Annotated in this window: 15 protein-coding genes; 5 read left to right on the forward strand and 10 right to left on the reverse strand. The window is 44.4% G+C overall.

The genetic code is table 11. The annotated features are described in order from the left end of the window. Positions 1–116 precede the first annotated feature (116 nt). The 7 genes from HXT57_RS05865 to HXT57_RS05895 all read right to left on the reverse strand — a co-directional run bounded on the left by HXT57_RS05865 (position 117) and on the right by HXT57_RS05895 (position 9068). Positions 117–848, reverse strand: a complete 732-nt coding sequence (locus HXT57_RS05865) for a HesA/MoeB/ThiF family protein (protein ID WP_033888410.1) — start codon at positions 846–848, stop codon at positions 117–119. 35 nt (positions 849–883) lie between these two features. After that, positions 884–1696 carry a thiazole synthase gene (locus HXT57_RS05870; protein ID WP_004104776.1) on the reverse strand — a complete coding sequence of 271 codons (813 nt, stop codon included), beginning with the start codon at positions 1694–1696 and terminating at the stop codon, positions 884–886. Between the two features lie 51 nt (positions 1697–1747). Next, positions 1748–1954, reverse strand: coding sequence for a sulfur carrier protein ThiS (thiS, locus tag HXT57_RS05875; protein ID WP_004108127.1), 207 nt, complete (start codon positions 1952–1954; stop codon positions 1748–1750). A gap of 123 nt (positions 1955–2077) precedes the next feature. Then, the gene (thiO, locus tag HXT57_RS05880) at positions 2078–3148 is read right to left on the reverse strand and encodes a glycine oxidase ThiO (protein WP_004104781.1); all 1071 of its coding nucleotides are present in this window, start codon (positions 3146–3148) and stop codon (positions 2078–2080) included. A gap of 521 nt (positions 3149–3669) precedes the next feature. Then, positions 3670–6357 (reverse strand): TIM-barrel domain-containing protein, encoded by a 2688-nt coding sequence (locus tag HXT57_RS05885; protein ID WP_421783536.1) that lies wholly within the window; start codon positions 6355–6357, stop codon positions 3670–3672. 96 nt (positions 6358–6453) lie between these two features. Next, positions 6454–7290, reverse strand: coding sequence for a TraX family protein (locus HXT57_RS05890; RefSeq protein ID WP_421783538.1), 837 nt, complete (start codon positions 7288–7290; stop codon positions 6454–6456). 77 nt (positions 7291–7367) lie between these two features. Next, positions 7368–9068 (reverse strand): alpha-amylase family glycosyl hydrolase, encoded by a 1701-nt coding sequence (locus HXT57_RS05895; RefSeq protein WP_421783540.1) that lies wholly within the window; start codon positions 9066–9068, stop codon positions 7368–7370. A gap of 258 nt (positions 9069–9326) precedes the next feature. Between HXT57_RS05895 and HXT57_RS05900 the strand changes: the two genes are divergently transcribed. From HXT57_RS05900 to malQ, 5 genes are all read left to right on the forward strand, one after another. After that, the gene (locus HXT57_RS05900; RefSeq protein ID WP_004108134.1) at positions 9327–10556 is read left to right on the forward strand and encodes an extracellular solute-binding protein; all 1230 of its coding nucleotides are present in this window, start codon (positions 9327–9329) and stop codon (positions 10554–10556) included. 159 nt (positions 10557–10715) lie between these two features. Continuing rightward, positions 10716–12122 (forward strand): carbohydrate ABC transporter permease, encoded by a 1407-nt coding sequence (locus tag HXT57_RS05905; protein WP_116440685.1) that lies wholly within the window; start codon positions 10716–10718, stop codon positions 12120–12122. Then, complete coding sequence (locus HXT57_RS05910; RefSeq protein ID WP_004104797.1) at positions 12119–13042, forward strand: sugar ABC transporter permease; 924 nt, start codon at positions 12119–12121, stop codon at positions 13040–13042. Before HXT57_RS05905 ends, HXT57_RS05910 begins: the two co-directional genes overlap by 4 nt. Before the next feature lie 310 nt (positions 13043–13352). Beyond that, complete coding sequence (gene pulA / locus HXT57_RS05915; protein ID WP_004108138.1) at positions 13353–15362, forward strand: type I pullulanase; 2010 nt, start codon at positions 13353–13355, stop codon at positions 15360–15362. Positions 15363–15639: 277 nt separating this feature from the next. Beyond that, positions 15640–17889 carry a 4-alpha-glucanotransferase gene (gene malQ, locus HXT57_RS05920; RefSeq protein WP_004108143.1) on the forward strand — a complete coding sequence of 750 codons (2250 nt, stop codon included), beginning with the start codon at positions 15640–15642 and terminating at the stop codon, positions 17887–17889. Positions 17890–18367: 478 nt separating this feature from the next. Here malQ and HXT57_RS05925 read toward each other — a convergent pair whose 3' ends face one another. The 3 genes from HXT57_RS05925 to HXT57_RS05935 form a co-directional block, all read right to left on the reverse strand. Then, the gene (locus HXT57_RS05925) at positions 18368–18976 is read right to left on the reverse strand and encodes a DUF624 domain-containing protein (protein ID WP_119522954.1); all 609 of its coding nucleotides are present in this window, start codon (positions 18974–18976) and stop codon (positions 18368–18370) included. Between the two features lie 187 nt (positions 18977–19163). Continuing rightward, positions 19164–19997: a carbohydrate ABC transporter permease gene (locus tag HXT57_RS05930; protein ID WP_004104804.1), complete on the reverse strand. Its 834-nt coding sequence runs from the start codon at positions 19995–19997 to the stop codon at positions 19164–19166. Next, positions 19994–20845 (reverse strand): carbohydrate ABC transporter permease, encoded by an 852-nt coding sequence (locus tag HXT57_RS05935; RefSeq protein WP_004108156.1) that lies wholly within the window; start codon positions 20843–20845, stop codon positions 19994–19996. Before HXT57_RS05935 ends, HXT57_RS05930 begins: the two co-directional genes overlap by 4 nt. Positions 20846–21021: the final 176 nt, after the last annotated feature.

Here is a 21021-nt window from a genome sequence, read left to right on the forward strand (position 1 = left end):
TCAACTTGTAAAAGTCAACTTTTATTCCCAAAAATTACAAAAAACTTTATACAACTAGACTCAAGTTTTGCAATTTAAGCAAAATTAAGGGGAAATTCTGCAAAATTCAGTAGCATTCACGCGCTGAACTTAAAACGACGCAAAGAATTATCCAGAGCATTGTAGCGCGCCAAAACACCAATAAGCGGCGTGCCAATACCGGTTATGAGTTTGATTGCTTCAGTTGCCATCATTGCGCCAACAATAGCTGCAGTCGCGCCCAATACTGCCGATTTTGGCACTTTTTCTTTAGGCGGAGGACAAGGGTACAAGTCGCGCAATCCCGGTCCCTCCCCAGGCATAAAAACGCTTACTTGACCTTCATAATAAAGCACCGATCCGTAAACTTCTGGCGTACCAGCACTCCAAGCAGCATCCGCAATCAAAAAGCGAGTAGCAAAATTATCGCAACCATCAATTATTAAGTCGTGACTTTCTACAAGTTGCTTTGCGTTGTCTTCATTAAATCTATCTACAAGGTTGATTTTTAAACCCGGAGATAACGCTTGCAGACGCTTAGCCGCAAGTTGCGCTTTAGATTTGCCACACTGATCGACAGTATATAAAGTCTGCCTTTGCAAATTAGAAAGCTCAACAACATCGTCATCACAAATCGTAATTTCGCCAACTCCTGCTGCAGCAAGCGAAAGCAAGCATGGCGAACCAAGTCCACCTGCTCCGACCATGCAGATTTTCGCATCGCGAAGTAACTGCTGATGTTCATGCGTAAAGCCCGGCAGGAGCAAGTGGCGGCTAGTGCGTTCCACCTCAAGCTCCTGCAGGTTGTCGTAAATTTTATTAATCGTCATGTTGAATAATATGCCGAAAAATTACAGTACAAAATTTACAGTACAGAATCAGCCCAAGCGCGACCTTCAACAGGCGAAGAAGCGAGCGCATGTTCACGCTTAGGAATACGGCCAGCATCGTGAGCAAGCTTTCCAGCAGTTACAGCAGCAGCCATTGCACGACCCATCTTCACTGGGTCTGGACAGCGAGTTACAGCGCTTGCAAGAAGCACACCAGAGCAGCCAATTTCGAAAGCTTTAACAACATCGGAAGCAGTGCCAACGCCGGCATCCAAAATCACAGGAACGCCAGCTTCCTTGCATTCTTGGACAATCAGCTCAATATTTCGAGGATTCAAAATACCAAGACCAGTTCCAATTGGAGCACCACCAGGCATAACAGCCTTCACACCAAGCGAAACCAAGCGACGAGCCACAATCGGGTCGTCATTCGTGTAGCAAAGAACGCTAAAGCCTTCTTCAATAAGCTTTTCTGCAGCAAGTAATACTTCACGAGTATCTGGAAGTAAAGTATCGTCGTCTGCAATCACTTCGAGCTTAATCCAATCAGTTCCAAGCGATTCACGAGCCATTTTTGCTGTAAGCACAGCGTCATGCGCAGTTTTGCAACCAGCAGTATTTGGCAAAACGTTAATATTGTGACGCTGCAACATGCCGTAAATATCCACGCCTGTTTTTGCGTGACGGCGCATTGCAACCGTAGCCACTTCCGCACCTGAAGCTACAAGTGACTTTTCCATAATGTCAATGCTCGTCATGCCGCCAGTGCCAAGCAAAAGCCTTGAATGTAAAGTCTTACCGCAAAGCTGCCAAGTATCGGCACTTTCTTCTGTATTATTTTCTGTCATTTTAAGCCTTTTATTTAAATTTTTTTGAAACTATACTCAAATTATTTGAAATCAGCCGCCTTGAACTGCGCTAAGAATCTCGATTTGATTACCATCACATATGACGGCTGATTCCCATTGTGCGCGAGAAAGCACATCGTCGCCAATTGCGACCGCTATACCAAGTCCTGCATCCGAACCATAACGTTGCGCAATAAGCTGAGCAACAGTTAATCCGTCTTGCGCTTCAACAATTTCACCATTGACTACGATTTGCATAATCTAACCTTTACTAACTAAAAGCTGAATTACTAAAAGTACTTTCTGCATCACACTTACGTCTATATTTGAACGCTTCACACAATTCGCAGCGGAATATAACGAATTCACTGGAATTAGCGATTAAAAGCGAGCAGGATTGCAGCTTTCCAAGAAGCCCTTTTCCTTCTCGGTCAATTCTTGCTCAAGCACAAGCTTTGTAGTCAAAGAAGAACCCAAAGCGGTGAGCAAAATGCCGTGACGGAAGTAACCAGTGGAAATCGTGGTATGCGTCTTAGGATCAATACCAATGAATGGCAAATCGTCCGGAGTTCCAGGGCGGCCGCCAGCGGTAACCTCAGTAATCGAGCATTCCTGAATGCCAGGAAGCACGCTTGCAGCATCGCGAAGTAAGTCGAGTACGCCACCAACCTTTGGAATATCGCGGTCATCTTCGCGAGAAGTAGCGCCAAGCACAAGCTCGCCTGTTTCCTTAGCGCGAGGAACCAAATAAACTGGACGATCATGCACAAATCCACGAACCACAGAGCTCAAAATTGGGCGCAAAGGCTCTGGAATAGTCATACGAATCATATCGCCCCACACAGCGCGAAGCTTAAGCTGAGGAAGCATATCCTTAGCACCCAAACCAGATGCCAAAACTGTGTCTGGACCCAAATCATCCGGAGTACTTGCGCGACGCTCAATAACAACACCGCGCTTTTCGAGTGCATCAATCATTGCTGCAGTGAAAAGACGAGGGTTGATTTGATGATCGTCCGGCACGCTTACAGCGCCAGCAATAGTTGGCGAAAGCGCAGGCTCAATCTCACGAAGCTTACTCACAGAAATATGCTCAGCTCTACGGCCGTAACGATGCTGCAAGTTTAGCAACTCGTTCACGTGCTCGTTATCTGCAGCGTCGCCGCCAATTACGTAAGAGCCGCACTCTAAGTAGCCAGTTGGCTTATCGGTGTACTTTGCAACCGAATCAACCAATTCCTTATACATAGTTGCAGACTCAAACATAAGAGGATACAACGCTTCTTGCTGATATTGCATTTCTGCGGTAGGAGCTAGCATGCCGGCAGCATGGTGAGAAGCACCGGAGACTGGATCTGGATCAATTATGCTAACTTTTACGCCAGCTTCCGTAAGTCTCCACGCTGTTGCTAAACCAATAATACCTGCACCAATAATACGAATATTTCGCATAATACTCCTTCCCTACGGCGGCATTACCCGCATCAGGTTTACGGTCGGCTTTCGCCCTCTCAGCCTGTATAGAACAAGCTCCCGCGTTTCGTAGCTTTGACTTTCAAAACTGCGATTGTAAAACGCTGTAATATTGCCAACTTTAGCGATATTACAAACGCTACAGATAGACGCAACGAAAATATGTGAGCTTCGTCACACTACCGTGCAGCATTCTAGCACTTCTGTGAAAAATTGGTTAATTGAGATGGCATGTCAAATCGCAAAACTAAGCAATTTCGTTACTGACGCAGTACGGTTTCTGCGCGAGTAACGTATAACTCCGTTTTTTCGTTACTGGCGCAGACAGCGCTCGCGCGGATTACGCTCGCGCGGATTACGCTCGCGCGGATTACGCTCGCGCGCGAAACTCGCGTTGGAAGTCCACTGGACTTCCAACTTAAGCGAGTTTCCGCTCCGAGTTGCCTTCGCGCGCTACGCTCTATGCGCTCAGGCAGGTCGTCGCGCTCGCGCAGATGAAATCACTCAACCGAGCGCAGCAAAATCTCCTCAAGCGCATGCTTTACCGAAACCGGCAGTGCGCAACGCCATTGCGCCCACTTCACTACGGAAGGCTGATCAGTTGCGTAAGCGTTAAGCATATCAACGCTGTTGCGATACTTTTCTGCTTCCGATTCGTTTTCGTATTCAAGAGTTGAGATTGCAGCAATAGCGCTTGCACTTCCGCCAGCATCTCGCACTGCATCAAAAGCCATTTCCTTGCCTCTGTACGGCACTTGCGCTTGAAGCAGGAATCGGTAAGCGTCGCCAACTTTAGGGTCGGCAGCGATTTGCAATCCACCGTCAACAATTACGCGAACTTCCGAACGAGCTGGCACGTCTTTCACAGAAACCGACAAGCTCAAAGTCACCTCTTCGCCTTCGTAAGAAACCGCAAACTCGCTTGCGTTAAGCTCTCGGCTCCCAACAAACACGCGCACGTGAGCAAAATCTGCGCAAGCAACTCCTCTAAATACAACGTTCCAGTTGCGTTTTTGCGGCACAGATTCTACAGCAGCATCACATCCTGCAACACCGGAAATAATAAATTGCGAAGAACCATTGCCGTCTCGCCACACAAAATTCATACGTGTATTAGCAGTATTTCCAGCAGACGCAGCAGCAAAATCGCCGTTATCTTCTCGCATCACAAATTCGCCGTCAGCTCCAGGGAATGCAAGAACTCGCAAAGCCCGCGGATTTTCAATGCTATTAACAGATTCAGCGGTCTCAGCACTACGCTCGCAATCTGCAACTTCCGGCAAAACTTGCAGAGGCACAATCGCTCCAGCGCGCGCAAAAGCCGGCACGCGGTCAAGTGAGCGCCACGCTTCAAATCTGCGGCCATTCCAGCCGCGAGACACATACCTGCGTCCGTCAAACAAATCGTACCAATCGCCTTCCGGCAACCAAACTCCAGCACATCCGCGCAAAGCAGCCGCGTCGTTAGGCGAAACAATCGGCGATACTATAAGCTCGCTTCCAAAACGGTACTCGTTAGGAATTTCGTAAGCCATTCCAACTTCCGGCGACTGCCAGTACATTGGCTCAATAATCGGCCTGCCATCAAAAGCCGCGCGATAATTCATCGTATAAACGTATGGCAAAAGTTCCGCGCGCAAACGAAGCATCTTCACCATTGCCTCGCGAGTCTCCCGAGGGAAATTCCACGGCTCTTTTCCAGCGAATGGCGAGCAAGTCGAGTGCAAACGATTAATAGGACTAAACGCGCCGAAAGCGTACCAGCGCGCTTCCAACTCGTTATTTCTAACGCCAAGCATGTGTCCGCCAATATCGTGACTCCACCATCCGTAGCCAATATTGGAAGCTGTAGAAGTGAAGTACGTTTGGAAAGCAAGCGAATCCCAAGTAGTAACGGTATCTCCCGAGAATCCAACTGGGTAGCGATGCGAACCAGGGCCAGCATAACGAGAGAACGTAATAGGCCATCGACCTTCGCGCGCAGCGTCCTCATAATGCATGTGGTTCAGCATCCAAAGAGGATCCAAGCCAGGCTCACGCGTCACTCCCCCCTGCTGCCAGTCAATCCACCAAAATCGCACGCCTTCATCTTCCATGCGGTGATGCATATTGAAGTAAGCTTTTACAAACTGCGGGTTCGTCAAATCAAATTCCACAGCTTTGCCGCTTGCCGGATCAATGCCAGCATCTTGCGCAACTTGCGGATAATCTTTTTCAAACGCACGCACGCCGTCGCGCGGATGCAAGTTCAAAGTTGGAGACAATCCAGCTGCGTTAAGTTTACGCAAAAAAGCGCGATGATCCGGAAAAAGCTCCTCGTTCCACGTGTAACCAGTCCAACCGGATCCATACTTAGAATCAACATCAGTCACATGCCAATCCATGTCAATAACAGCCGTGCTAAAAGGTATGCCTTCGCGCTTAAAACGATTATGCAATTGCAAATATTCGTCTTGACGGTAGCGATAGTAGCGGCTCCACCAATTGCTTAGCGCAAAACGCGGCAGCAACGGCTGAGCGCCCGTAAGCTTATAAAAGTCTTGAATTGCTTGAATATAGCGGTGTCCATAGCCGAAGAAATACAAGTCCTTGTATCTGCCCGATTGCTCGCTAACTTTTTGCGCACGCGACTTAACCCAAGCCCCATACGGGTTTGGTTTGCCATTTATTTCCTCAGCCGGAGCAATTTCGCAAGTTGCAGAATCGTCTAAAATAGACCATCCGTCGCGCGAAAGTATTCCTTTACCAAGTTTTACCGGGCCATTCGCCTGATCCAAAGTTCTAAAAGTTCCAAGAAGATTTCCCGGGCACACGTCGCCGTAATGCCACGTATTAAACTGCGTGCACGGCACTCCGCGCACAACAATACTTAAACCTTCTTTGCTAAAAGCTTCGCAATTATAAGTAAGATGCAGCTTTTCAGTTTCGACTTCCAGCCATTCATTTTCGTTTGTGCGCGCACTAAATTGCGGCTGAGCGTCCGCGCTTTTGTGAGCAAAATTGCGGCAGATTACAGTTTGCGTAGGATTGTCAACAAACTTTCCATCATCGCTCCATTCAAGACGAATAAGCGAATCTGTAATAACCGTAATTCGCCACTTTTCGCCCTTAATTACCTGACTATCCTGCGCCTTTGCATTTGAATCAGTTGCGTACTTATAAAAAATTCCCAACTTGGAAGAGTCCATACTACTGCACATCTCTGCTGTTACCTTGCAACTTTGCTTATTAACAATTTTATGTATTATTTTATGTATTATTTTGTTTGCTTACAACTTATAACTTTAATGAATGTATACTGCAAACACTGACGCAATGATCAACATCAGCGGATACCACGCATACATAACACAACGGAACGTCGTCGAGTTTTTAGGACCATCACCATAAGGGCTACGATAATGCAACACAGCTACACCAACACCAGGTGTAAGCATCGACATAGCGCCGAACATTCCTGCAGTCATCTCCATAGTAATTTCGCGCTTTTTTAATAATTCAAAAAGAAGTACGAAAATAAGCAAAGTTACGCCGCCGAAGAAAATTCCATGCTGCACAAAAACTTTTCCTATCAAATTCCAAAGAAGACCCGCAATGATAAGCACGGTAATAGCAAAACCTTTACTAAATCCGCTTAAACGTTCCCTAATTGTATCTATACTCGAAAGTACGAATAGGGAAATAACCATTGCAAATACAGGATTTTGCGAACGCATGTCGAACAAACATTTTGAATTCACCAAATCGTATGGAACTTCGCAAACCACTGCTAAAATCAGCAATCTCAACATGTAAAGATTCAAATTATGCGTGTTATGGTATCCGCGTACTAGTATCCACGCATACCATGGCACTGCAGTCCAGCTTATAAATTCACAAACTAATATGACTGTCAATGCAAACATATTATTGGTTACTGTTCCGCCGAACATTCGTGCAATTACTGTGTTACTAAATGCACCTAGCATAAGCATAAAAGCGCCGAGCATTTTGAGTTTATTGAGCGTGATTCCAGTTTTTATGTTACGGTCAGCACGAATTGGTTTGCCGTTTGCATCAAGCATTTCCTTATTCGCGTTACCGCTATCACGCATTATTGCTTTACCACTATTAATACTCATTGCACGTCCTTGTTTATTTGCGCATACCTAGTTTATATAAATTTTATCCGTAGTCGCGTATCTAACTAACCTGTAATTTACATTCCAAACACTGCAAAACTTTGAGCGCCGAGTGTTAAGCAATCACCATTAACCGATATTTCTCCAATTTTAAGTAATGGATTGTAAGCAGATTCTTGCGTAAGATTCGCTAATGCTTCTAATGAAACTGTTTCACTATTTACACCTGGGTTCATAACCACAATGCTTCGTTCCACAGCTGATTCTCCTGCGTCACCTTTTGCGCAACGCTCGTAAGCAAAGCCGCGTCCGTCAACAGGAGCATACAGCACTCTCCAAGAAGCGTCAGCTTGCAAAGATTTGCGGCTATGACGAAGCGCAATAAGCGAGCGCACCCACGAAAGGAAGGAATCTTCGCAATTAATTTGCGCAGAAACAGTTGGAATTTCACCACTTCCCACTGCTTGTTTTCGAGAATTTGCGCAAGTTCTTCCGTCTGCTCGCGCTTCAACAGGCAAGTATAATTTAGATTTTGCAGCCGTCGAGAAGCCAAAATTCTTTGCATCATCCCATTGCATTGGCGTACGAGTGCCAGTACGAGCGTAACCACCTTCTTTTGTTGGAATATCGCGATATTTCATGCCAATTTCGTCGCCATAATACACGAATGGCACGCCTGGCATAGTGAGTATCATGCCAAAAGCCACGCGACGCTCACGATCGTCAAGACGCGGAGCAAGACGCGGCGTATCGTGATTGCATGTGATGAAACTAAAGTAACCTTGGTTGCAGGTTGACTCATATTGTGGGTAATAATCGTCTAAAAATGGGCAAATACTGCCGCCACCGTGCGCATTAAAGTAGCTGTGATCGCGCTCAGAATTGTTATCTAAAGCGTTATCAACGTCACGAAGTAAACGCGCATAACCATTAGGATTGCCATCCCAGCGCCAATTCAAATAGAAGTCCATGTCGAATCCGGCAGCAAGAGCCTGACGCGGTCTGCCCCATTCGGACACAAAAGCAGCCTGCGGATACTCTTCTTTTACAGTGCCAAGCATTTCCTGCCATGCGCGAATTGTATTGTCTTTTCCAAGACTTCCTTCGCCATTATTGTCATCGTTTTTTACAAGCGAATCAGCCATATCAACTCGGAATCCATCCGCACCAAGCGAAAGCCAAAATCGCATAATATCAACCATTGCAGCGCGAGTTTCTGCCGCTTCTTTGGAATCTGGAGCGGATTGCCAAGCTCTATCCCTATGTGCAAAACCGTAGTTTAATGCAGGCTGACATTTGAAGAAGTTTAGAATATAAGTGGCGTCACGCTCAGTTTCACCACCAACAAACGGCATAGAATAGCCGCTAAACGCACTGTCGGTCCAAATGTAGCGCTTACTGAACTCGTTTTCTTGAGCTTTTGAACTTTCGCGGAACCATTCATGTTCTTCACTAGTGTGACCTGGCACTAAATCAAGCAATATGCGGATTCCTTGATTGTGAGCTTCACTAAAAAGCTGCTGCAAGTCTTCGTTAGTGCCATAGCGAGCAGCTACTTTTTTGTAGTCGCGCACGTCATAGCCCGCATCTTTAAAAGGCGAGTCATAGCAAGGATTAAGCCAAATTGCGTTGCAGCCAAGCGATTTTACATAGTCTAACTTTTTGATAATTCCTTGAATGTCACCTATGCCATCGCCATTGGAATCACAAAAACTTTGCGGATAGATTTCGTAAAAAACCGCGTCTTTAAGCCACTGAGCATGATCGTATAATGCCATTATTTCACCCTTCTAGCGTTGTGCTATTTAGTTTACACGCAACCACTTGAAAAAATTTATAGGGCGAAATATACAGATTAACCCGCCACTCATTTGCAAACGACACGATATCCGTGTATACTACACAGTGCTTACGAACGGATTTGTGAGACTTGTGACGCTGCTCTACGCAGCAATCGCGATGTTGCGCCACAACGGAGTCCGTTACTACGCCACCAAATGATATGCCAGTTTTTGGCATGATATAGGAGGTCAAGGATGACGAATATTAAGAAGATGCTGGGTGCAGGTCTTGCAGTTGCTACTTTGTTTGGATTTGCAGCTTGCGGTTCAAGCACTAACAATAGCGCTAAGAAGGCTGCTGATTCAGCACCTGTTCAGCTCACCGTTTGGGGTTCTGCTGACGATCAGAAAGATGGCGGCTGGATTAAGACTGTTGAAGCAGAATTCAAGAAGGAAAATCCAAACGTTACTTTCAAGAACGCTGTTGTTGAGCCACCAGACGCTGCTAAGGCTGTTAAGCAGGATGCTAAGGCTGCTGCTGATGTGTTCCTCTTCCCTAACGATCAGCTCGGCGACTTGGTAAAGGCTGGAGCAATCGGCGAATTAAGCGATGACGCCACAAAGCAAGTTAAGGAACAGAACGAAGATACTTTGATCAAGTCTGTTACCGCTCAGGACGGTAAACTTTACGGCGTTCCTTACACCGGCAACACTTGGTTCATGTACTACAACAAGTCCAAGTTCTCCGCTGATGACGTTAAGTCCCTCGACAAGATGCTTGAAAAGGGCAAGGTTTCATTCGATCTTGCTAATGCTTGGTATCTCCCAGGCTTCTACCTCGATGGCAATATGACGCTCTTCGGCGAAAATGGAAACGATGCTAAGGCTGGCATGAAGCTCAGTGATAAGGCTGCTGAAGTTACCAAGTACATTGCAACAAAGCTCGTTGGAAACGAAAAGCACTTCGTACTTGATGGAAATGGTCGCGGCTTGGCTGGCTTGAAGGACGGCTCCGTTGATGCAATGTTCTCCGGTTCTTGGGATGCAGCCAAGGTTAAGGACGCCTTGAAGGATAACTATGCTGCAGCTGCTCTTCCAACCTTCAAGACTGAGTCTGGCGAGCACCAGATGAAGTCCTTCGCTGGTTCTAAGGCTGTTGCTTACAACACCAACACCAAGTCTCCAGAGATGGCTGCTAAGTTCGCTGCATTCTTGGGCTCCAAGAAGTCCCAGCAGATTGCTTTCGAAAAGGAAGGTGCAATTCCTTCTGACAAGTCCCTTGCTGACAGCGTAAAGGCAGAGCCAGCTGCTGTTGCTCAGATGGAAACCATTGCTAAGACTTCTGTCTTGCAGCCAGCAATTCCTGAAATGGGTAAGTTCTGGGATCCAGTTCAAGCATTCGGCACTTCTATCTCCACCGGTAAGATTACTGGCGATAATGCTGCCGCGCAGACCGCAGAATTTGCTAAGGGCTTAGAGAAGTAAGTAAACAAAACTTACTCTAGCCAACAAATCTAAATAGATGCATAAGCAGTGTTTTATGCACTTTGAGTAAAACAATGCGCCCCAGCCCCCGCTCCGGCAAGGGGTGGGGCGCATTGTTTATCTTCTACAAAATAATTTTGTTTACATGAAAGGCATGTCATGACTGGCACGACATCCACAAAGCGAGAAAGACGCCAGAAGAAGACGTCAACTGCAGAACGCTTTGCTCCTTCACCTTATTCACTGAAAGAGGCTGCAAAACATGCGGACATTCTTTCATGGATTTCTGTTGTCATATTTGGCTTTGGCAATTTTGTCCGCAAGCAATACATCAAAGGCGTTATATTCTTAGCGTGCGAAGCAACTTTATTCGTATTCTTATTTACAATTGGATTGGATTATCTTCCAAAACTCAACACTCTTGGCACAGTAGAACAGGGCAGAGTTAAAGTCAACGGATTCTGGCGATACAGTGCAGGCGATAATTCTGTAGAAATTTTACTGTATGGAGTTATGTCGATATTAGCGATTGTATTGCTTGTATATCTGGCAACTCTCGCTCTTCGCAGCGCGTACAAAGCGCAATCTGTAATGGCAGACGGCAAGAAGCCACTTAATTTCATTGATGATGCGAAGACTCTTCTTGACGAAAAAGCACACGTCGGTTTTATGACTCTTCCAACTGCTGGCATTGTGTTATTCACAATTTTGCCATTGTTCTTCATGATTTCTATGGCTTTCACAAGCTATGACGAGAATCATCAACAAAAATTCAGTTGGATTGGGTTAGACGTTTTTTCTCAATTCTTAACCGGAAAAAGTGATTTAATTAAAGCTGACGTATTCTTTGACGTATTAATCTGGACTCTTGTTTGGGCATTCCTTGCAACCTTCCTGAACTTCTTCCTCGGCATGTTCATTGCAATGATAATCAATAGAAAGTCCACTCGTCTTAAGGGATTGTGGCGAACTTGCTTCTCCCTTACAATTGCAGTTCCACAGTTTGTTTCATTGCTTATTATGAACAATATGCTTAGCCAGAACGGTGTTATTAACATTGTCTTTAAGCAAAACGGTTGGATACATCAGGAGCTTCCTTTCCTTACGGATGTAACTTGGGCTCGAGTGACGGTAATTCTTATCAATCTTTGGGTTGGTATTCCATTCACCATCATGCAGATTACAGGTATCTTGCAAAACGTTCCTGCAGAACTTTACGAAGCTGCAGAGCTCGATGGCGCAGGTTGGTGGCAACGTTTCATGAACGTCACAATGCCGTACATCATCTTTGTTATGACTCCATATTTGATTACTACCTTTACTGGCAACATCAATAACTTCAACGTTATTTACCTCTTAACAAAAGGTGGTCCAGCAAGTAGCAAAGTCAACAGTGCAGGCGGCACCGACTTGCTTATCACATGGCTCTACAAGTTGACTGTTGACCAGCAAAACTACAACGCAGGTGCAGTAATTGGTATTTTGACGTTCATTGTGCTTGCTGTCGTAGCACTGATTACGTATCGCAACTCTGGATCTTACAAGAATGAGGAGGGATTCCGGTGAGTGATAAAACTACAACTAAGAACGAAGAAGCTGTTGTAAAGAGCACTCGTAGTGTTTCTTTCCTTAAAGATCAACATGTCAGAAGAGTAATTGGAGATACTTTCTCACATTTGTTCTTGCTGGTGTTGTCAGTTATTTGGCTGATTCCAATCTTGTGGGTTTTGTTAGAAAGCTTCAACAAGAACACTGGTTCCTATCAGAAAACCTTCTTCCCAACTGAATACTCACTAAATAACTATATAAAGTTATTTACCGATACCGATGACATTAATTTCCCACGAATGTTCCTCAACACTTTGATTGTGTCAATTTTCGTGTGCATTATTTCTTTGGTGTTTGTGTTAGCGGTGTCCTTCTGCATGTCTCGTCTCCGTTTCAAAGGACGTAAGACATTCATGAATCTTGCTCTGATTCTTGGTATGTTCCCAGGTATCATGGCTGTTATTGCTATCTACTTCATTTTGAAGGCTCTTGGTTTAACAAAAGGTTCGATTGTATTAATCGCACTTATTATCGTTTATTCTGCAGGTAGCGGTGCCGGCTTCTACATTATGAAGGGCTACATGGATACTATTCCAAAGTCTTTGGATGAAGCTGCATACTTGGATGGATGCACAAAGTGGCAAGTATTCTGGAAGATTATTGTTCCAATCTGCAAGCCTATGATTGTGTTCCAAGCAATTACTGGATTCTTGGGACCATGGCTAGACTTCGTTATGGTGAAGACAGTAGTGAGAGACAATAAGGAAAACTACACAGTTGCTTACGGATTAATGGAGATGCTTACCAAAAAGTATCTACCTGATTGGTACGCTGCATTCGCGGCAGGCGCTGTGTGCATTTCCATACCAATCGTAATCCTGTTCATTATTATGCAGCGCTTCTACGAAGAGTCCATGTCTGGCTCCGTTAAAGGCTGATAATTTACAGGATATAAATCTACTGAAGGCTGAGACGCTTTCGAGCGTTTCAGCCTTCTCTTTCGCTAGACAACACGAACACGTAAAAATAAAAAATAACTTAACACACTCGCCGTTTGACTTAATACGATAATGGCTATCGCATAAACCCTACCGTGTTTAGCCAAATAGTGCCGCAAAACATAAAAAACTTGATAACAGAACAATAAGTAAATAATAAAATTTAAAAACTGTATAATTACTAATACGATTAAATAATTTAGAAAATTTAGACAATTCGCAAAATAGCGAAGGAAGAAGGATACCCTATATGACGACTCCATCTTCGGCAACATGGCCTGTATACGAAGGACCTCTTGGATTTACTTTAAACGCTAAATCTACAACATTTACTGTATGGGCACCAACTGCACAGAATGTGACGTTAAGACTTTTTGAAACCGGAAACAACAGTGAGCCAATTCAAACACACGAATTGAAACCGTTGCATGACGGAGCTTGGCGGATTAATTTCCGTAAGCGTTTAGACGGCATATACTACGATTATCTTGTTACTTTCCAAGATGGCACAGTAAATCGAACTAGTGACCCTTGGGGTGTAGCGAGCGGTGTAAATGGTGAGCGCAGCCTTGTCATAGACGATGAGCGAGTGTCTCCTGCCAATTGGCATAAAGATAAGTCTCCTAAGTTTGTGCGTCATGCAATGGTTGTGTGGGAAACGCATGTTGCAGATTTCAGCAGCAATCCTAATGGCGGCTTTAAGCCAGAGCATAGAGGCCAATATCTCGCTTTTACTGATGAACATACATCTTTGCAAAATCCAGATTCTTCTGAATGCAACTTCCCTACTGGCTTGGATTATTTAAAGCAGCTTGGCATTACTCATGTGCAACTCGAACCTATTTACGATTTTGCAACAGTTGACGAATCCGCAATCGACAATGCGCGCAAAAACGGTGCTTCAGCAGAAGAATTAGATTCTCTATACAACTGGGGTTATGATCCTCACGCTTACAACGTTCCTGAAGGTGCTTATTCTAGCAATCCTTACGACGGCACTGCGCGAATTCGCGAATGCAAAGCAATGATTGCGGCATTACATGCTAATGGCCAACGCGTAATTATGGATGTTGTTTATAATCACATGTACAAGTCTGCAGAAAACGCTTTCGAATGCATGGCTCCTGGGTATTTCTGCAGGCGAGACTCTGACGGATCTTTTGCTAACGGCTCTGGCTGTGGAAATGAAATGGCTTCTGAACATCCTATGTTCCGCAGGTTTATTATTGAATCTTTGCTGCATTGGGCACGCTGCTATCACATTGATGGTTTCCGTTTTGATCTTATGGGATTGACTGATACTGAAACCTTAAATCAGGCACGAGCTGCATTAGATGAGCTTCCTGGCGGTAAAGATATTGTTATGTATGGAGAACCGTGGAGTGCTTCGGATCCTGCTGTTGATGAAAAAGTTCCGATGGGAGATAAAGACGGCAGAAGCACTCTTAACGAGCGCATAGGCTGGTTTAGTGACGAGTCTCGCGATTCCCTCAAAGGCAACGTCATGAACCATCTCGACCGCGGGTATGTAAATGGCAATGAGCTCTGGTGCTCAGATGCGGCTCGCCAAACTCTTAATGCATGGCGTGATACTCCTTCTGCAGGTAAAGAAGTTGGACAGATTGTTCAATATACTTCTGCTCACGACGATTTGACTTTCTGGGATAAGCTTTGTATCTCTATGCGCGAGAATGCTAGCGATTTTGAGTTTGACGCTCAAGATGCACAACAAGTTGCGGATATTTTGAACGCTAATATGTTTGCAGCTGGAATTGTTTTGTGCTCTGCAGGCACGCCGTTTATGCTAAGCGGAGAAGAGTTTGGACGTACTAAGCACGGTTGCGATAATTCTTATAATCGCGGTGTACTAATGAACCAGCTTGACTGGGCGCGCGCTGAACGTTTCAATCCGCTTGTTCAATGGTATCGTGCACTTATAAAGCTTCGCGCTGAATATAGCTCATTGTATGATGGCAAACGCAAACAACTTGAAACGTCTAACCATACTGTTTTGGCTACGCGCATTGGCAATAATTTAATTGTTTGCGCAAATCCTATGTATCATGAAGATGCAACTATTCAGCTACCTGCTATTCATAGCGCAAAGGCTCAAGAGTGGCATTGCGTACTTAATTCAAGTGATTATTTTGCTAAGTGGACTGGAAAACAACCTGACACCGCGGTAAATATTACAACTGAAAAAAGCGCTGCTACCCTACACTTGCCTATCAGAACTTTTGTTGTGCTTAGCAACAAGTAATTGCGTTTTAGTAAGTAAAAAAAATAATAAACTGTCAGACGATTGCAACTAAACATGAGTAATCACAACACTTGTGTTTAGTTGCAATTACTTATAAAAACTAGCAAATATGTCGCAACGCTAATTTGCAAACGATGTCAGGTATTTATATAATTGACAGGCAGGGTGTATTTCAATCCAGAGATGTATTGATTTACACGCTATCGCCATAGTTGCACATTTGGCACGCTTACGACGATGTTAGGAATGTGCCAAATCATAAAGTAGAAGGAGCACCATGACAACAACAGCTACTGGCAAAGCTGATGCTGATAAGCCTATGGAAGAAAGCGCAGAACGTCTTGCACGTCCACTTATTAAGCTTGCTAAGGCGTGCGGCGTTGCCACTTTTTATATTGATCAGCAAGGAAGCTACACCGAAATTACAGATGAAGCATTAGTTGGAGTACTTGATGCATTAGGCATGCCTGCCGACACTCAAGACAATATTGCAATTTCATACGAGAAGGTTCAGCGCAAACGCTCTAGCGAGTTATTGCCACCAACTGTCGTTTCGTTTAATGGCGCAAAAACTTGCGTACCAATTCACGCAGGAGATGCCAAAAAAGAGCAAATTCACATTTCTCTTACACTCGAAGATGGAACAGATTATGAAGACTCGTTAGGCGATATTCAATCCGAAGACGATGGAGACTTGTTCATTGAACTTCCGGATGATTTGCCAATGGGCTACCACACTTTGCATGCCAAAGTAATCAGCGCGAATGGCGAGACGGCTCAACATGCTGATGTCACATTGATTGCCGCACCTGCGCGTATTCCATTGCCTGAAAGCGTTAAGCAAAAGCACCGTTGGGGATTCATGACGCAAATGTATTCTGTGCGTTCAAAAGATTCTTGGGGAATTGGCGATTATGGCGATTTGCGTCGCCTACTTAAGGATGCTGGAGAAATCGGCAAGGCTGATTTTATGCTGATTAATCCAATTCATGCGTGCGCTCCAGTAACACCTCTTGAGCCTTCACCGTACTTACCTGAGTCTCGTAGGTTCTTGAATGTCACTTATATTCGTCCGCAAGATATTCCGGAATATGCTGAATTAAGTGGCGAAGATCTTGCTAAAGTAGAGCAATTGCATGAGTCTATTGCTCCTCAAAACAATAATCCAAATCCTATAGATATCAACGCTGCATGGGATGCCAAGCTTCCTGCGTTGCGTATTATTTTCAAGCAACCTCGTTCTACCGAGCGCGAGCGCGAGTTTAGTGAGTTTAAGCATCGTTCTGGTGAAGATCTTGACGCCTTTGCAACTTGGTGTGTTGCGTTTGAGGTTTGGGGTGCTCCTTGGGGCGAGAATTTGTGGTTTGACACTACAGGCAAAGGCACTCCGCAAATTGAGCGACTTAAGCGCGAACATGCTGACTTGTTTGAGTTCCATCGTTGGCTTCAGTGGATTGCTGATGAGCAAGTTGCTACAGCTCACGCTGAAGCTAAAGCTGCTGGTATGGCAATTGGTCTTATGCAAGACATGGCAGTTGGCGTACACGGCTACGGTGCTGACGTTTGGTGGAGTCCGGAACGATTTGCTAATGGTGTAAGCGTTGGTGCTCCTCCTGATTTCTACAACCAGCAAGGTCAGGATTGGGGTCAACCTCCATTCGATCCAAATTATTTGGATGAAACTGGCTATATTGCTTACCGAGACATGGTTCATAACGTGTTCTTGCATGCAGGAGCTGCTCGTATTGATCACGTTCTTGGATTGTTCCGCTTGTGGTGGATTCCACAAGGACAGGGTGCTAGAAACGGCGCGTATGTGTACTACAATGTAGATGCAATGCTCGCAGTTCTCACTATTGAAGCAACTCGCGCAGGCGGTGTTGTTATTGGCGAAGATTTGGGCACTGTGCCGAAGTATGTTTCTAAGGTTCTTGCATCTCATGGCGTGCTTGGCACTGTTGTTGAGTGGTTCACCCACGACGACGAAGCTGAAGCCGCTACTAAGAAGGCTGGAAAGAAGCAAATTATTTTTGCTAATCCGTCTACATATCGAGAGTATGCTCTTGCTTCCGTTACTACGCACGATATGCCACCTACAGCTGGTTATCTTGCCTTTGAGCATGTCAAGCTTCGCGAGCAACTTCATCTGCTTACAGACTCCGTAGAAACGTTCCAGGAGGCTGCTCAAGCTGAACGCGATGCAATGATGAAGATGCTTCTTGAGAACGGTTGGATTAGCAAAGATGCTGCTGAGGATGTTGAAGGTCATGCACAAGAAATTGTGGAAGCTATGCATGCAATTATGCTCACTTCCCCATCTTTGCTTTTGCAAGTAGCTTTGGTTGATGCTGTCGGCGAGAAGCGTTCACAGAATCAGCCTGGAACTAGTACAGAGTATCCAAACTGGCGTATTCCACTTGCTGATGCTGATGGTCGTGTAGTTCACACCGATGAAGTATTTAAGTCACCACGAGTGCTATCTATGACGGCAGTTATGCGCGGCGAAAATACACGGAAGCATGTATAATTTAATAGTTGGTTTACCGATGAACTGACTCTATTCCCCCCCCCCTCGTAAGGAATATGATTTGCATAGTAGCAAATCAAAATATTTCTTACATGATGTCCTATGTGAGGCGAGCATCTATAATAGTGCTCGTCTCATTAATTATGGGGTTATGGGGGTTATGGAGTAAGAAGCAAACCCCCTGCCTCAACACCGTTACTCGCGCAGTACGTAATCTGCGTCAATAACACAAATAAGCAGCAACACTCGCGCGCTAAATCGCAGCGCTCAAGCAGGTCATCAGCGCACACCAGTCACAACCTAATTTCTAAAGCACAGCCACACAAACCTGCCCTGCCTTCGTCTTTATTGACGAAGGCAGACCCCGCTTGCGTTGAAAGCACACCGTGCTTTCAACCCTAAGCAAGCTCGGCACTCCGAGTTGCTTTCGCGCGCACAATGCTGCGCTCAAGCAGGTCGTCACGCCATAACGCAGAAATTACTTCTTAATATACTTTGCAAATACACGCTCTAAAATCGGAGTATGCAGCATAATAAGCGATCCCCAACCAATGAATACCAACAAAGGCAAACCCTGCGGCAAATATACGATTGATGCAAATATTAACACAATAAACACTATATCTAGCAGTGTCATTATAAGAGTTTCTTTCCAATACGAAATACCAAAAATAAGAGAATTAACCACTGTTTTATCAATTGAATTTTTAAAACGCGCTTGTAGTGCAAACACCCATTCGGCAACAATAACCCACAATATGCTTAGAATAAATTTAATAATTAAAAGTGGAGTAGACCACACGCAAAGCCATAGCCAAATAATAGCAAGCAAAACTGGTCCCATTACAGCCCAAATAATAGTAGATTCCAGAAAATTGCTAGCAAACGCGCGAAAATAAGCTGCAGTAATATGTCCTTCACCTTGCTCTGTACGTCTTGCAGCATCATGACCAGCACAAAGAGAAGCGCCGATAGTAATTAAAGGAAAGCTTGTTAAAATCATCAATATTGTAAGCCACACGGCATCAGCAAATGTTTCCATGCTTTGCGCAAACTTTGAATCTGGGCTTCCAAACGAGAAAATCATTCTATACTATCTCCTGGTTTTATGACGCAATTCCTATGCTTTACTATCTATAGATACTCTAATAACGAACTCTACCACCTAATTACAAACTAACGTAACTATTAAAAATAATGACGGTGTGCACAAACGTAATAGTATGCACACACCGCCGCTTTCACTGCCACCTGAATTTTGGAGGAGAATTAATTTATCCCTTTACTGCACCAGACATAACACCTTTAATAATGTACTTCTGGCAGATGAGGTAGAAGATTATGATTGGAACAATTGCCATAACCAAGCAGCCCATCATTGCGCCCATCTCGACAGATCCATAGCCGCCCTTCAAATACTGAACAGCTATAGAAATAGTCTTATACTTGTTGAGATCGAGCGTCAAGAATGGAAGCAGGAAGTCATTCCAAATCCACATTGCCTGCAAGATTGAAACCGAAATAATAGCAGGTCGCATAATCGGCACAATAATCTGGAAGAATATACGTGGCACAGAAGCACCATCAATCATTGCAGACTCTTCGAGTTCTTGCGGAATACCCTTAATCACACCAGTGAAAATAAACACTGCAAGTCCTGCACCAAAGCCTAAGTAAATAATCCACAATCCCCATGGAGTATTCAACTTTAAAGTGTTCGTAATGTAAGCAAGGGTGTACATAACCATCTGGAACGGCACAATCATGTTAAACAGGAACAAAACGTATAGAAGTTTTGCTGCCCAATTGTTCACACGAACAATCCACCATGCACACATTGACGTGCACAGAAGAATGAGGATTACAGAACCAACAGTTACAACAATAGTCCAGAGGAAACTCATTGGAAAATCAGTACGATTTGAACCTAATACGTAGTTAGACATTCCAACAAACGATTTTGAACTAAAAGTAAAAGGATTGCTGGCAATATCAACCTTAGACTTGAAAGAATTCAGCACTACTAAAGCTATAGGAAAAATCCATAACAAGCTTATAAGAGTGAACAGCACCGTCCATAACGCAGGATGCTTTGTTTTCTCGTTCATGCCGCTACCTCCTTTGACCTAGTGAGCATATTCTGAACCATAGCAATAACAGCCACAACAATGAAGAACATGACTGCCTGAGCCTGGCCAACGCCTTCACATCTTGGAGTAGTGAAAGTTCTATAAATATTAAGAGCTAACATCTCTGTTTTCCTTGACGGACCACCGTTAGTTAATGCGAAGTTCTGATCGAAAAGCTTGAAGCCGTTGGTAATTGTTAAGAATGTGCAAACAGTAATAGAAGGCATCATCAATGGAATAGTAATCTTGAATAAAGTCTGCCTTGGGCTTGCACCATCGACAGCAGCTGCTTCCATAACATCTCCTGGAAGAGCCTGCATTCCTGCGATATAAATAATCATCATATAGCCAATTTGCTGCCAGCAAACAACAATCACAAGACCCCAGAAACCGAATACTTCAGAGAACGTAATCGTACGATTGAAGTAGCCGAGTATACCATTTAACAAGAGCTGCCAAATATAGCTTAAAACGATACCACCAATAAGATTTGGCATAAAGAACACGGCTCTGAATATCGTCGTGCCCTTGAACTTCTTAGTAAGCATATACGCAATTGCAAAAGCAATAACATTAATAATTATTGTTGTAATAACTGCAAAAAGCGTTGTGAACAAAAACGAATAAACAAGATGCGGATCTTTTAAAGCTCTATAGTAGTTACGAAAACCCACAAACTTACCATCAGTCACAGTAGTGAATTTTCTAAAGCTCAAGTACACACCCATAATAAATGGCACTAAGAAGCCAACAATAAACGCAGCAAACGTTGGCAGCGCAAATAACCACCACCATTTACGTATTGCTTTTCCGCTCATACTAATCATGACTCGTCACTTTCTCCTCCTTGAGCGCGACATCCACGTAGACATCGCTGTCCCGAACCAATAACTTCATTCTACTACATGAATTAGCTATGTCAAACGTTGTCATTTTCGATATGTCACTTCAAACAAATATCAGAATTTAGTTTTAAAAAAATTGCTTATTATCGTTGGCATTC

The organism is Gardnerella sp. KA00771, from assembly GCF_049244045.1.
Classification (GTDB): Bacteria; Actinomycetota; Actinomycetes; order Actinomycetales; family Bifidobacteriaceae; genus Bifidobacterium; species Bifidobacterium swidsinskii.